General features: G+C 48.8%; 10 protein-coding genes and 5 pseudogenes. 6 read left to right on the top strand and 9 right to left on the bottom strand.

Features of this window, described 5'->3' with window-relative positions:
• Positions 1-224 precede the first annotated feature (224 nt).
• Positions 225-688 (top strand): annotated as a pseudogene (locus KQP84_RS12875) (YlaC family protein).
• A 130-nt stretch (positions 689-818) separates the two neighbouring features.
• Here the strand turns inward: KQP84_RS12875 and KQP84_RS12870 are convergent.
• Entirely contained in the window at positions 819-1028 is a 210-nt protein-coding gene (locus KQP84_RS12870; RefSeq protein WP_215846832.1) for a hypothetical protein, read from the bottom strand.
• A 281-nt stretch (positions 1029-1309) separates the two neighbouring features.
• Complete coding sequence (locus tag KQP84_RS12865) at positions 1310-3055, bottom strand: flagellar biosynthesis protein FlhA (RefSeq protein WP_370661498.1); 1746 nt, start codon at positions 3053-3055, stop codon at positions 1310-1312.
• Between KQP84_RS12865 and lafU the strand changes: the two are divergent.
• Positions 3029-3900 (top strand): annotated as a pseudogene (gene lafU / locus KQP84_RS12860) (putative lateral flagellar export/assembly protein LafU). The gene KQP84_RS12865 and the pseudogene lafU overlap by 27 nt on opposite strands.
• A 165-nt stretch (positions 3901-4065) precedes the next feature.
• Here lafU and KQP84_RS12855 read toward each other — a convergent pair.
• Entirely contained in the window at positions 4066-4845 is a 780-nt protein-coding gene (locus KQP84_RS12855) for a prepilin peptidase (protein WP_215846831.1), read from the bottom strand.
• A 209-nt stretch (positions 4846-5054) separates the two neighbouring features.
• Positions 5055-6086 carry an NADPH-dependent curcumin/dihydrocurcumin reductase gene (curA, locus tag KQP84_RS12850; RefSeq protein ID WP_215846830.1) on the bottom strand — a complete coding sequence of 344 codons (1032 nt, stop codon included), beginning with the start codon at positions 6084-6086 and terminating at the stop codon, positions 5055-5057.
• Positions 6087-6415: 329 nt separating this feature from the next.
• Between curA and KQP84_RS12845 the strand changes: the two genes are divergently transcribed.
• Positions 6416-6715 carry a putative quinol monooxygenase gene (locus KQP84_RS12845; RefSeq protein ID WP_215846829.1) on the top strand — a complete coding sequence of 100 codons (300 nt, stop codon included), beginning with the start codon at positions 6416-6418 and terminating at the stop codon, positions 6713-6715.
• A gap of 100 nt (positions 6716-6815) precedes the next feature.
• Here the strand turns inward: KQP84_RS12845 and KQP84_RS12840 are convergent, their stop codons facing one another.
• The 3 genes from KQP84_RS12840 to KQP84_RS12830 form a co-directional block, all read right to left on the bottom strand.
• Entirely contained in the window at positions 6816-7916 is a 1101-nt protein-coding gene (locus KQP84_RS12840) for an NADH:flavin oxidoreductase/NADH oxidase (protein WP_215846828.1), read from the bottom strand.
• A gap of 145 nt (positions 7917-8061) precedes the next feature.
• Complete coding sequence (locus KQP84_RS12835; protein WP_215846827.1) at positions 8062-8943, bottom strand: ROK family protein; 882 nt, start codon at positions 8941-8943, stop codon at positions 8062-8064.
• Positions 8944-9134: 191 nt separating this feature from the next.
• Positions 9135-10220 (bottom strand): aldo/keto reductase, encoded by a 1086-nt coding sequence (locus KQP84_RS12830; RefSeq protein ID WP_215846826.1) that lies wholly within the window; start codon positions 10218-10220, stop codon positions 9135-9137.
• Positions 10221-10507: 287 nt separating this feature from the next.
• Between KQP84_RS12830 and KQP84_RS12825 the strand changes: the two are divergent.
• Positions 10508-11474: pseudogene (locus KQP84_RS12825) on the top strand (apurinic/apyrimidinic endonuclease family protein).
• An 81-nt stretch (positions 11475-11555) separates the two neighbouring features.
• A pseudogene (locus KQP84_RS25415) lies at positions 11556-11840 on the top strand (SDR family NAD(P)-dependent oxidoreductase); the annotation flags it as partial.
• A gap of 15 nt (positions 11841-11855) precedes the next feature.
• Here KQP84_RS25415 and KQP84_RS12815 read toward each other — a convergent pair.
• Complete coding sequence (locus tag KQP84_RS12815; protein ID WP_215846824.1) at positions 11856-12116, bottom strand: hypothetical protein; 261 nt, start codon at positions 12114-12116, stop codon at positions 11856-11858.
• A 282-nt stretch (positions 12117-12398) separates the two neighbouring features.
• On the opposite strand from KQP84_RS12815, the gene KQP84_RS12810 reads away from it, so the two are divergent.
• Positions 12399-12578 carry a con-10 family general stress protein gene (locus KQP84_RS12810; protein WP_215846823.1) on the top strand — a complete coding sequence of 60 codons (180 nt, stop codon included), beginning with the start codon at positions 12399-12401 and terminating at the stop codon, positions 12576-12578.
• Positions 12579-12967: 389 nt separating this feature from the next.
• On the opposite strand, the pseudogene KQP84_RS12805 reads toward KQP84_RS12810, so the two are convergent.
• Positions 12968-14534: pseudogene (locus KQP84_RS12805) on the bottom strand (sensor domain-containing diguanylate cyclase).
• Between the last annotated feature and the right edge of the window lie 36 nt (positions 14535-14570).

The following is a 14570-nucleotide window of genomic DNA, read 5'->3' as shown; positions in this document are numbered from 1 at the left end:
CTGATAAATAACCGCTAGCGCCTCAAGGTCTGCTGCTTCAACTGCTTTTCCAGCGGCCAGGCGGAGAACTGCGTAAATGGGGCATCTTTGGCTGATTATTATTTGGTTTAACCTATTGATTTATAATTTAAAGTGAGGATTTCCGAAACTGGAAGACGGGGGGATTAGGTGTAAAATACAGCATGAAATTATTTTAATTACCGTTGCGCGCAGGATAACAGTAAATGATTGAGCCCTTAGAGCAGAGATTACAACGCGAACTTGACCACATTAACACAACAGAAAAAAGAGACGACAAACCCTATTTTGATATCTCCTTTATCAAGGAATATTCAGGGCTTTATGCTCTGATGTGGATTCTTTTCTCATCACGTTGGGCGTGCTTCTGTATGTCGATACCTTTGGCAAAGCCGAAGTCATTGTCTGCTGCCTGATCTTTTTCGTGCTTAACTTTTTCTTCTTTTTCCATATCAATCCCTCTTATAAAGCCAAAGATATCGATAAAGGGGCGTGGAAAAACTGTTACACCGGCGACTGGTATATGGAAGTTCACGTTCGGGAAGCGTTTATACAAGAACTATTGAGCGGAGACCTGCTCACACAGGAGGAAAAAGCCACTCTTGACCGACAATACCAAAAGAAAGGCTATCTCTATTTTGCTGATATCTACAGATTAAGACATAAATAAGTGGGTGTTGTTGGTCAGTGCCGCTGTTTTTAATTTCCGGTTTGATGCCACACAATGCTTCGTCTCTTCCTCATGAAGCAGAGAGAGAAAACGCCATCCTAAATAAATCTGGGATGGCGTCATCACTGAATTACTCGTTAATGCGTTGTTTCATCTCACGCGTATGCCTGGAATAATCTTCACCACATTCGGCCGAACAAAATGCGGTATCTGATACGACAGGTTCATCTTTGCACCAGATGCATTTTCCGTCAGGACTTTTGAGTCGTGGTTGTCTGGCCGAAAGTGCGGCTGTTATCAACGCTTCCTCGCGTTCTTGAGCTAAATCAGCATCGTCCATTATTGCTCCTTTATTTTGACCTTTCAGGTAGTTAAAAAAGACAAACAAAAACATCCAATTTCAGAGGTAAGTATAACCTAACGGCCTCGCTTAAACTTTTCACGTTTCACCTAATCAAAAATATCGGCTGGTGCCGTTTTAATTGACTGCAAGTTGGGTAATGCTAGCAAAAAAAGGGGAAAACGCTTTAACCGGTCGTTGATTTACTCTAATTAAAATAGAAAAACTTAAACGCCAGCCCCAACATAATTCCAGGGATGACGTCAGGACTGTCCAGTCAATCACTCCACCACGCCAACCACATTCAGGTTAGCGTCATCCGGGATTTCATTGTAAGAAAGCACATGCAGGCTGCTGGCGAACAAGCGAGCATAACGCGCAATCAGCGGACGCAGTTGCGGCGTAACCAGTAAGACCTGCGTCAGGTTTTGCGCTTTCAGTTGTTCGGTGATCACCGGCAAGGTTGACTGCAACTGCGTCAAAATATTGGGATCCACCGGGAAGCTGTCGAGCGAGACTTTGCCCGCCTGCTGCGCCTGATTGAGTGAGTTGAGCAACAGGTTCTCCAGTTCGCTGTTCAGTGTGTAAGCCGAAAGCGGCTTGTGGTCTGGCGCGATAGCCGCCACCATGGCGCGGCGCAGCGCGAATCGCACATCTGAAGCCAATAGAATCGCATCTTTGGTCACGGCACTTGATTCCAGCAACGTGGTCGCGATGGTGGTGATATCTTTCAGTGAAACCTGGTCAGTCAGCAGCAGACGATAAACGCGCAGCAGTTGACTGTGATTCAACGCCTGACTGAGATCTTCAGCCAGTTTGGGTGCCATCGCAGCCAGACGATCATGCAGTTGAGTAATGTCATCGTAATTGAACAATTCAGGCAGATTTTCGCGCGCTATCTTGTTGACGTGCGTCGCAATAACGCTGGCACAATCCACCACTTGATAACCAAGATTGAGTGCCTTGGCTTTCTGCTCAGCCAAAATCCAGGTCACAGTTAAGCCGTAAGCGGGATCGGTATCCAGCACACCATCAATTTCGCCATATTGTTCCGGGGTCGGGATCGCCATCAGGCGGTCGGGATGCACTTCGCCGGTTGCCGAGCGCACCCCGTTGATCTGAATGGCGTACTGGGCGGGTTTAAGGCGAAAATCTTCGCGAATGGCAATTTCAGGCAGCAGCACACCACTGGTTTCAGAGACCACCTGGCGCACGCCGCGTACACGCTGTTTCAGCGGGCTGCCGCGTGAGCTATCAACCAGCGGCACCACTTTGTAACCAAGGTTTAGGCCAATCGGCTCAACCATTGGAATGCTTTGCCAGTTTATCGGCGCAACGTCCTCTTCCTGCTGGAGCGCCTGAGTCAGGGCTGCGATCTCTTCAGGATTCTGGGTGGGTTTTGCCACCTTGCGGCTTTGACGCCATCCGGCAAACACCAGCAGGGCGGTGAACAGCAGGAAGACGGTGTGTGGCATGCCAGGAACAATCGCGAGGATAAACATCACCAACGCTGCGCTATAAAGCGTGGTCGGCTTAGCCAAAATCTGCGACTTAACTTCTTCGCCAATGTCGTTACCATCGCTGACGCGGGTCACGATGATCGCCGCCGCTGTTGACAACAGCAATGACGGAATCTGTGCCACTAAGCCATCACCAATGGTGAGCAGAACATATTGTTCAAAAGCCTGACCGGCGGGCAAGTTGTGTTTGAATACGCCAATTAAAATCCCGCCAATCACGTTGATCAGCAAGATCATGATGCCTGCGACCGCATCACCACGAACAAATTTAGAGGCGCCGTCCATCGAACCATAGAAGTCCGCTTCGTTACCCACATCGCGGCGGCGGTCGCGCGCCTGTTCCTGATTAATTAAACCGGCATTAAGATCGGCATCAATCGCCATCTGTTTACCGGGCAATGCGTCCAGCGTAAAGCGCGCAGAGACCTCTGAGATACGTTCTGCGCCTTTGGTGACCACCACAAAGTTGATTATCAAACGATCGGCCAAAAAGCGCACAACGCACATCACGGCGGTGCGTGGAAAGTGGCCTTCGCGGACTTTACCCTGGCGATGATGGCGCTGTTTATGGTGCTGTGGATCATGGGTTCGGTAACAGAAGAGGAGCGCAAAGAGATCGTTGCACAGCTGCACGGCACCTCTATTTTTAACGAGTCTTCCTTTAATCCGCTGCAAGATTCCGGGGAACAAGGGGCAGTGCTGGTGGGAGAAAGCCTCGCAGCACAGTCTGAACCCGTTCGCGAGGAGGCTGACAGCGTGCTGGATAGCGCCTTAAACAACGCGCCCAAAGAGAGCCTTGAAAGCGTGTTAAGTCGATCGGATACCGAGCTGGAAGCGTTACGCCAGCTAATAATGCGAATCATGCAGAACCTTAATACCCAAGGCAACTTAGTGCTGGAAAAAGTGCCGCAAGGGCTGCGTATTCTGATTCAGGATGACAGTAACCGCATGATGTTCCCCGAGGCAGCGCGGTATTGACCCCTTATTTCAGCAAGTTGCTGGTTGAACTTGCGCCAGCGTTTAACCGCCTGGATAACAAGATCATGATCAGCGGTCATACCGACGCCGCGCAATACAGTGGCAAGGCGGCTTATAACAACTGGAATCTGTCGGGCGATCGTGCTTTAGCGGCGCGTCGTACGCTGGAGCAGGGTGGCCTGGAACAAAATCGCATTATCCAGGTTAACGCCATGGCGGGACGCATGCCGCTGGATACGGAGAATCCGCTGGCCGATCGTAACCGTCGTATCGAAATCATGGTACTGACCGAAGCCGCAACAGACTCTCTTTTCCAGTTCTACGGCGTTAATGGTGAAAAGGTGGTTAAGCCGATTACTCAGCATCTCAGGTAGCGGCAATAAAGGGCAGTTTTGTCGTCATCCATGAAGCGAAGTGCCATTGAGCCGATTTGGCTCGACCGGTGGTAAGTGCCACCGGTTCTTTTTAGCGATCAAACTCAAAGAGGCCAGCTGGGATGGATGCTCCACCGCTCGCAATCTCCATACCGCATTACGTTTTTACAGCCGCGATAGACAATTGCTGAAATACAGGTCAGCCCCCGCCAGGGAAAGCCACGGACCAAAGGGAATCGCACGGGACAAGGCTTGGTTGAAAAGAGATTGATTAAGCAGCATCCAGGTTAACCCACCTCCGGCAGCAATAAGCAACAGTTCAGGCAAAGATTGCCAGCCAAGCCAGGCGCCCAGCGCAGCCAGCAGTTTGGCATCGCCCATTCCTAATCCCTCACAACGCCGCAAGCAGCGATAGCTGGTGGCCAATAGCCACAACAGGCTATAACCTGCGGCCGCGCCAATAACCGCATCGCCTAAACTTCCCGGCAACAGTGCATAAACGTGCAGTAATAAACCCAGCCAAAGCAAGGGAAGCGTTAAGGCATCGGGTAACAGCTGGTGTTTGATATCTATCAGCGTTAAAGCCAACAGCGTCCAACACAGCACCAGCGTTATGATTAAAAAGCGATCCTGTGGCAGTTGCCAGGCGGACACGACACCGATTAACAAGGTCAGGGCTTCGGTAAGCGGATAGCGCAGGCTAATCGGCGCCTGGCAGTGAAAGCATTTACCGCGTAGCAGCAGCCAACTTAGCAAAGGAAGGTTATCGCGCCAGCGTAAAGGGGTTTTACAGTCTGGACAATGGGATCGAGGGCGACAGAGCGTCACCGGAGACGTCGGCTGAAGAAGCTGTAGTGGCAATCGATAGACCACCACATTAATAAAACTGCCGGCAGAGAGTGCAATTAAAACAGTGATTGACCCGGTAATGATGTCAACATCCATGCTGTTACCTCTGATGAACCAATTGCAGCGGAAAGAGTGGATGCCACAGTAAACGCAACCACGCTCCGCCGCTATTGCGTCTCGGTGATTATAGGGGATTTCATTGGGTTTTATGCGCTGCGCCGAAGCGTTGAGATTTTGCTGCGTTAACCCGTGTCAGAAAGGGCTGACACGGGGATAAATGAAGCGTTTAGCGTGATGCCAACGGGTTACTCAGAAACTTTCACCACGGTCTTGCCGAAGTTTTTTCCGTTGAGCATATCGATAAACGCCTGTGGCGCGTTTTCCAGCCCATCGATAACGTGTTCGCGATAATGAATCTTCTTGTTCTCAACCAGCGGCGTCATGACGGATAAGAATTCAGAATAACGATCACCGTAATCCTGGAAAATGATAAAGCCTTGCATACGGATGCGGCGCTTGAGGATGCCCGCCATAATTAACGGCGTTCTGTCGGGGCCTTCCGGTAAATCTTTTGCGCTATAGCCCGAAACCAATCCACACACTGGCACGCGTGCAGCGGTATTTAGCAGAGGAAACACCGCGTCGAACACTTTTCCGCCGACGTTTTCATAATAAATATCAATGCCATCTGAACAGGCTGCGGCGAGTTGTTCAGCAAAATCGTTGCTGTGATGATCAATACAGGCGTCGAAGCCCAGTGTCTCTACCGCATAGCGGCATTTTTCTTCACCACCCGCTACGCCAACCACGCGGCATCCCTGCATTTTACCTAACTGACCCACCGTTGCGCCCACAGGGCCAGTGGCTGCGGCAACCACTAAAGTTTCACCCTTTTTAGGTTGCCCAATATCCATCAAACCCATATAAGCCGTGAAGCCAGGCATCCCCAAAATACCCAGCGCCCATGAAGGATGGGGCAGGTCATTGCCTAACTTCGCTAAACCGGAACCGTCGGAGAGGGCATATTCCTGCCACCCGCTTTGGCCTAAGACCCAATCGCCTTCCTGATAATCAGCATGTTTTGATGCGGCGACCTGAGAAACGGTGCCGCCCACCATAGGTTCATTCAACTCGGCAGGCGCGGCATAAGACTTTCCGTCATCCATGCGACCGCGCATGTAAGGATCCAGCGACAGATAAGCGGTGCGCAACAGCACTTCGCCCTCTTTCAGTTCTGGAATCGGCTGTTGAACAAAACGGAAGTTATCTTTGGTAGGTTCGCCATCAGGACGTGAAGCCAAAAGCCATGCGTGATTTTGCGGTTGCTGATTCGACATTGTTTCTCCTTTTTCATCTTCAGTGTGCTGCATTAACGAAGGTGTTCTTCCGTTAGAGTGTAGGTCTAGCAGAGCCTGACCAAGAGGGATTAGCGGTTTGTGGGGTAAGAAATTTTTTATCGTGACGCATTTAAACGGGTATTACCGCACGGATGTTGCAGACATAACCTGTTGAAGAGGCTACGCTTCATGGCGAACGGCGGTTGAAGTGACGTTGTTGCCTCGCAAGAGTGTGATGCCACAACGCTCAACGCGTTCTCAACAATCCCTAACCTGCAAACGACAGGCTCGGGCTTCATTTGAGTGAGCCTTTTGACAAGGAGTTAAAGATGACGGTACCCGTGGTGGCTATTTTTACCGCTAAAGCTGGCAAAGAAGAGGTTGTAGAAGCGCTGTTCAAAGGCGTGGTTGAGACGACGCTGGTGGAAGAGGGCTGCATCACGTATCAACTCAACCGTGACAATGACAATGCTCGTCGTTTTGTCTGGACTGAAGAGTGGGAGACGCGTGAGGCGCTGCAAAAGCACCTGGAGGCACCCCATATCGTTAAGCTTTTTGCCGAACTGCCAGCGCATATTGAATCTTCAGAGGTGATCATTCTGAATAAGGCCGCAGGCGGACACGCTTAAGAGTTATCAATGTACGATGAAAAAACGGGGCCGCGATGGCCCCGTTTTTATTCCGTCATCGATAAAGACGCTAACGCGTTTTGCGATAAGTCATTATCAATTACTCATTTGACTCCAGTATACCTTTGACGCCGTGCGGTTCAGAGCGCAAATATTGTGGCGGAACACTGACTTTGCCTTTTAATTCTGCCGCTGCGTGCCATGGCCAGCGTGGGTCGTAGAGAATGCCGCGTGCCAGCGCCACTAAATCGGCCTCACCCTCTTGCAGCAAGGTTTCTGCCTGTTGCGGCTCTGTAATTAGCCCAACCGCAATCACTGGAATCGTCACTTGCTCACGAATATCGCGGGCAAACGGAACCTGATAACCCGCTTTGACCTCAATTTTCTGATCCTGCGACAACCCTCCGCTGGAGACATGGATATAGGCGCTGTTCAGTGATTCAAGCTGTTTAGAGAAAGCGATAGATTGCGTCACATCCCATCCACCTTCGACCCAGTCTGTTGCTGAAATGCGTACGCCAACAGGGATGTTTTCTGGCACGGCATCTCTCACCGCGCGAAAGACTTCCAGGGGGAAACGCATTCTGTTCTCTAAAGAGCCGCCGTATTGATCGGTGCGCTGATTCGATAATGGAGAAAGGAATTGATGCAATAAGTAACCGTGCGCGGCATGTACCTCGATCAGTTGAATCCCCAAGCGAACGGCACGCTGCGCGGTTTCAACAAAGGCTTTTTTAACGCGCTCCAGAGCGGCTTCATCCATGGCGATAGGTGGGTTTTGCTGTTCGCTGTAGGCCAGCGCTGAAGGCGCAACAGTTTGCCATCCACCCGCATCCAGACTTAACTGCTCACCGCCTTCCCATGGCGCGGCACATGACGCCTTGCGACCTGCGTGACCCAACTGAATACCGATCGGTATAGATGAATATTGGCGTATATCTTCCAGGACTGTGCGAAGCGCAGATTCCGTTTCATCATTCCATAGCCCCAAATCCTGCGGGGTAATGCGGCCAATATCTTCAACGGCAGTTGCTTCGATAATCAGCAAGCCGGCACCAGAAAAGGCCAGTTGACCGAGGTGTATGCGATGCCATGCTGTTGCCTTGCCCGCGTCAGCAGAATATTGACACATGGGCGCAATCACGATTCTGTTATCCAGTGCTAACTGACCAATGCTGATGTTGGAGAAAAGTTGACTCATGAAAACCTCTTTTTGCTTTACCGACTGAAATGGCCTTCAACAACTATAGAACTGACTGTTTTCTTATGCGCCTTAAAAGATGAATAGGGTGCAAAAACAGCAAGATATGTTAATGATAAGCGGGCGACATGCCGGAGCCGCGCAATTATTTATCAACATTCTGGCTTTGCAGGAAGTGATAAACCGCACCCAGCATGCCTGAATCATTGCCGTGGGTTGCCGTATCAATCGAGATATCCTGACTGAACCATTCGAGATGAAACTTGACCTCGTCTAAAAAGGATTCTCGTTCGGCGATACCGCCGCCAATGAATATCGTTTCGGGGTCAAATATGGAGGCCAAATTAAAGATGCCAGAGCAGAGATCCTGGTAGAAGGTCGTCACCAGGCGGCTGGCGATGGCGTCGCCTTGGTCATAGTGATCAAAGACATCTTTGCCAGAAACGTCTTTAGTAGATAAACCTTTCTGCTCGCTGTAATACTCGCGCAGCGCGGTCATGGTGCAGGTCTTACTCATGCTGTAATGCATGATATTGCTGCTGGCAGGGCGAGAGGTGAGGAGGCAGCCAAACTCACCGGCACGATCGCGTTTGCCGCGTATCAAGGCGTTATTACAAAAGGCGGCACCACCCAGGCCTGTGCCGATTGTCAGCATCAAAAAATCTGACATTTTGCTGGCTTTACCCAACCAATATTCTGCCAGCAGGGCACAATGCGCATCGTTTTCGACGCTCACCGGTAATGCGGTTTTTTCTGATAACCATTCGGCAAGCGGGAACTGATCAAACTCTCTGACCGTGCCTCCCATGGATATAAAGCCGCGCTGTGCATCAACGTAACCCGGCACGCTAATCGCAATACCTTCACACTCACTGTTTTTCTTCAACCAACCCAATATTTCATTAAGGATTTTATCGCGAGAATTGTGCGAGATATCCGCGCTCTCCTGACACAGCATCTCACCCTTATTAGTTACAACACCCATTTTCAACGAAGTACCACCGATATCAAACGCCGCAATTTTCATTTTTTCTCCCAGAAAGACAATCAACGCTTAAAAGTATAGAGGGCGATGAAAACACCAAACGTTAAAACGCGTTTAAGCGTCTTTACCCACTGATTTCACGCTAAAAAATAAGCTTGATGGAAAGAGGATCTAACAAGCAATGTACCCCGGGATGTGTGGGCATAAGCCGCCCGGCAGGCGGCTTAACCGTATCATTTAATAGACAAATCCTTTCTGTTATCGATTGTCTGCCGATGTTCATCTAAAAATGGCTTTTCAGCGGCATCTAAACGATCCATGCCGCTGGTAAACCGATGCCAGTAAGGATATTGCGGAGCAGGACGGGTGACTTGTTCAATTTTCTGCCGCTGTTCATCGCTTAAAACCAGATCGACGGCAGCCAAATTGTCGCGCAAATGCGCTTCAGTGCGGTTGCCAATGAGTAATGACGTGATGCCTGGACGGGTAGCGAGCCAGGCAAGGCAAACTTGCGCTACTGAGGCACCAAGTTCTGAACCGACTTCAGCCAGCACATCAATCACGTTATAGGCGTGTTCCATATCGTGCACATAGGGTTCCGGCCAGCCATTACCTTGACGTGACGATTCAGGCGTTTTGACATTGCGGCGCACCGTTCCGGTTAACAAACCTTCACCAAGTGGGCCCCAGACCAGCGTGCCAATATCTTGATCCCGTGCCATCGGCAGCAGTTCATATTCTGCTTCACGCGATTCAGGCGTGTAATAAATTTGCTGGCTGATGGGTTTGAGAAGGTTATATTTTTCAGCGCAACCCAGCGTCTTCATCATTTGCCATGCCGTGTAGTTTGAGGTGCCGAAATAGCGGATTTTCCCGCTTTTTACTAAATCCTCTAACGCTCTAAGCGTTTCTTCAACGGGCGTAACACCATCCCAATTGTGGATTTGATATAAATCGATGTGATCGGTTTTCAACCGGCGCAGGCTCGCTTCACAGGCTCTAATTAAATGATAACGGCTCGCGCCGCTGTTGTTAGGATCGTCGCCCAGCGGACTGCGCGCTTTAGATGTAAGAATAACGCTGTCGCGCTTGTCGCCCAACGCTTCACCCACAACCTGTTCTGCGCCGCCCATTGAGTAAAGATCAGCGGTATCGATCATATTCACGCCATAATCCAGCGCAATGTCGATAAACCGGCGCGCTTCTTTTGCATCAACGTTACCGGTTTTTTCAAACCCGGCTTTACCTGCGAATGGCACCGTGCCCAAGGCGAACTGCGAGACCAGTAATCCTGAATGACCTAGCTTGTTGTACTGCATATTTCATTCTCCCTTTCTGGTTAATTAAGCGGTTTGGCACAGAGGGCAAGCATCTTCTTGTGATAAACGTCTTGTTATAAATGTGATGGAAGGAAAGGGTAGAAAGCATCTGTGTTTGTTGCAAATGCCCAAAGCACATTAACGCAAGCCGTTGAATCATCTCATCGCGGTGCATTACGTTGTGTACACGTCTCTATAAATGGAAAGTCGCTAAATTTTTCAGCGCCCGGCTGCGGGTTTGTTAGACTTATATTGTTATTTTTAAGGGATGTATAAGAGGATGAGTAATGAAATTAGGCTTCGCATGTAAATATATCAATTCAGATTTAAAACAACTTTTTCCTCTGAAAGGTACTACGCGCACCCGGTTTTTAAGCCTGAATGAAGCGCAAAGAGAAAGCGTATTAGCCGATCTGGCAACGTTGAATTTAACGCATCTTCGCTCAACTCTGGAACAGTTAGCTTTATTACCTGAAGCACTGAGGATGATGAGAATAGGCAGCGATTTATTGCCGTTATATACCGTTCCTGAAGCAAAAAAACCTTATGCGAATTTATTACCCGATTTATACCCACTGTTTTTAGCCTGTGGCAACGTTTGCCAAACAAAATAATATCAGGCTCTCATTTCATCCAGGGCAATATACCGTATTAGCCTCAGACAATCCGGCCGTGGTCGAGCGCGCTATTGACGATGTGGAGTATCATACAACTTGCGCTAAATTAATGGGTTATGGTCAAGAATTTCAGGATTTCAAAATCAATATCCATATGAATGGCAAGCTTGGGTTCAGTGGTTTTAAGGCATCATTTTTGAAGCTTAGCCCCGAAGCCCAGCGTATGTTAACCGTGGAGAATGACGAGATATCATGTTCACTTGATGATGTGTTACAAGCCAAAGATCTCTGCCCAATCGTGCTAGATATTCATCATCACTGGGTTAAAGAAAATGAATTTATTAAACCTGATGACCCTCGCATCGCATTAATCAAAGCATCGTGGCGAGGCGTAAGGCCCGTTCTACATTACTCAATTTCCCAAGAGGGTTTAATTCCTGAGCAAGGCTTTCCTGATCAAAACGTATTAGGCCTCTCTAAATCGAAGTTAAGGGCGCATTCTGATTTCTATTTTAATGAAACATTAAATGACTGGGCGTTATCTTTCAAAGATTTCGATATTATGTGTGAAGTTAAAATGAAAAACTTAGCCAGAGATCCGTTATATAAGCGTTTACTTGCCAATCTTGACCGCTGATGGGCCAGCATGCTGTGCGGCTCCTACGTTGTTCCTGTTTGTCGCCGTTGTTTTTCTCTGTCAGTGGGTTGGCTTCTCATTACCCTTGGCGGCTTGCTGAGCGATAACGTCATTAACTGCGCCATGTGTACGGTTCTGGCATCTTTTGAAGCTTTCAGCAATGACGAATATCGTCGCGTGACAGAGGTGACTTATCTGGGCAGTGTCAATGAAACCCGAGAAGCGTTGTGACTCATGAAGCCGCGCAATAAAGGGATCATCATTCATTCTGCCTTGGTGTATCGCTCAATACCGCTCCAGTCAGCTCACTGCGCTGCAAAAGCCGCTAATCGCGGATTCATCGATTCACTGCGTTGTGAGCTAATTAAAGCCGGAAAGCGATTATTCGCATCCGGCCAGCTGTTCCGTGAGTTCTTCAGCGCCCGCTTTGCTGATCTCCACCTTCAGCGGCTTCTCGCTGAAATTTGTCAGTAACAACACTGCGCCGTTGTGATCTTCTGAGCAAAGGGCATAAGGCACGGTGACTTTCTGCCAAGACTCTCTGTATTCTTTTTCGTACCGATTTTTGTCAGTCAGCGGCTGATTGACGCGGTGAAACTGTCGCAAAACGTAGGCATAAACTGTTTCGGTATTATTTTCCATGGGTGTCAGAGTGTAACTTTATGTGAATTTACAGCGGTAAAGACTCGCTCTATGCGTGGCGCTAAACCCGCATAATATAAGTAAAACTTATCGCTGCCGCTTTGTTTATAAATGTACATGCTAATGTGCCCTGTACAAATATGCCTAAAAATCCCCTGAAATATATTTGCAAGCCTGGCATCCTTCTCTACTATTAATCCTGCAACACGAAGAAAACGTTCAGCGTAATTAGCATTATGCTGTTTGCCATTAAATTAATGACAATATGTTCAGGAGGAATTTATGGCCGAACATCGTGGTGGTTCAGGTAATTTTGCGGAAAACCCTGGTAAAGCATCTGAAGCCGGTAAAAAAGGCGGACAGAACAGCGGCGGTAATTTCGCAAATGATCGTGAGAAGGCTTCTGAGGCTGGTAAAAAAGGCGGCCAAAGCAGTCATGGTGGCGGACGCAAGTCTGAATAAAAGGGCGATTAGCTTCTTTTAGCCACAGGCCCCGGCACGTTCAGTGTCGGGGCCATGTTTTTTTAGTACGCTATTTTTAATAAAATTACCCGCATTGTCAGTCGTGACATTAATTTAAATATCGTAGAGCTCATTTATTTTTAAAGAATAGTTCTTTGATCTTTTCGTCTAAATTGAAATTTTTTTCATTTAAATTTCATAATGCGCTTAAGTTTAATAGATATATATTTAGCGCATTAACGCAAGGCTAAATAAGTCAGTCTGTTTTGGTAAACACAACTGAATCTTCAACATCCGCCCAATCCTCTGCATACAGGTGATTTTTTTGCTTTATGCATCCGCTTACGGTTCACTAATAACCCCATTCGCTTTTGTAGATTATCGAACTCTTATAGCGCCACCCGATTTCGCCCATGGTGTTTGGCGCGGTAAAGGGCAGCATCTGCATGGGTGAGAAGCTGTTGCACATCTTTCTCTTTTCCACTTGCCGTGATCGTGGCACAACCGACACTGATAGTGACGATACCTACTGGAACGTCGGTTGTCTGGTGAGTAATCGAGAGGCTACGGACCGCTTCAACAGCGCGCATAGCCACGCGTAAAGCATCTTTTTGCTGAGTGTTCGGCAGGATAATTGCAAACTCCTCACCGCCATAACGCGCCACTAAATCAGCGCTGCGATGGGGCATTTTACTCAGCGTATCACCCAAACGCCGTAGGCATTCGTCGCCATTAGTATGACCATACGTGTCGTTGTAACGCTTAAAATAATCGACATCGATCATCAGCAACGAAACGGGTTCCCCGTTTACAGCTGAGCGCATTAGGCACTCGTGCAGATAGAGATCAAACTGCCTGCGGTTAGCCAGTCCAGTTAGCCCATCAATCATTGCCATCGATTTTAAGCTGTTGTTCACGAGCGTTAATTCATCACGCAGTTGAGTCAGCTCAGCTTGATAACGCAGATTCATGCGCGCCTGGCGCAGAATGAAAAAATCATGATCAGGATGCCTGCCAGTAGCGCCAGGTTTAACGTGACATCCTGCACCCGGCTTTTCATCCACTGTTTTATCAGGCTCTGTTTGTCATAACCGGCGGCAACCACCAGCGGATAACGCTCAGAGCGTGCGAATCCAAAGATGCGTTTTTTCCATCCAGCGCCGCACTCCATTGTCCGCTACCGCGATCAGACTTCATCAACATTTCGCGAAACAGACAACTTGAAGAAAGGTTTTTTCCTATGTAACTGTCTGGCATTGGGCGGGCGTAAAGCACCGTGCTATCAGCAAGCATCAAGACCAAAACATCGCTGTTGCCCATCTCATAATAGCCGTAATAATGTCGGAAATAATCCACCTTTATTGTGGCTAACAGCACGCCGCCAAACCCACCACCCGCGCTGGTCACCCGCATGGAAACCGGTATAACGAGCTCGCCAGTACTGCGGCTGCGAATAACCGGCCCGATATGTACGCTGTTGCGCGGATTGTTACGGTGATACACAAAATAGTCGCGATCGGAGTTATTAATGCCGACCGGCACCGGTTGCGCCGAGGTAGCAATCCACTTACCGCTGGCATCATAAAAAAACAGGCCATGCAGCTGGGGCAGGCGGCTCTTAAGGTCTCGCATGGTTAAACTCAGCCTGGAACCCTGGGCACCCGCGGCGATGTTATTCTGAAGATCGCGTTGCAATTCTCTAAGCGTAATTTCCGTTTGCAAGAAAGTATCTTCCGCCTGGCGCGCCTGAGAAAGTGAAAGGTTGATGGCTGTATCCTCAGCGTTGCGAATCATTCGTTGCCAGGATTGACTGAGTGACCAGGCATTAATGGTCAGCACGGCAACGATCAGCAGGCCGCCAAAAATCCAAATGCTTCTGACCAGCGGGGAACGAGCAATGCGTTCTGCCTCCGGTTGCGCGTTGGGCTTCTGTGTAAAAACGTTTCTTATCTCCATGCATAAAGTAAAGCACAGTTAATTATTCCCTGATGA

Source organism: Candidatus Pantoea bituminis (genome assembly GCF_018842675.1).
Classification (GTDB): Bacteria; Pseudomonadota; Gammaproteobacteria; order Enterobacterales; family Enterobacteriaceae; genus Pantoea; species Pantoea phytostimulans.
Note: the sequence above shows the minus strand (reverse complement) of the source record. Positions and strands in the feature narration are given on the sequence as shown.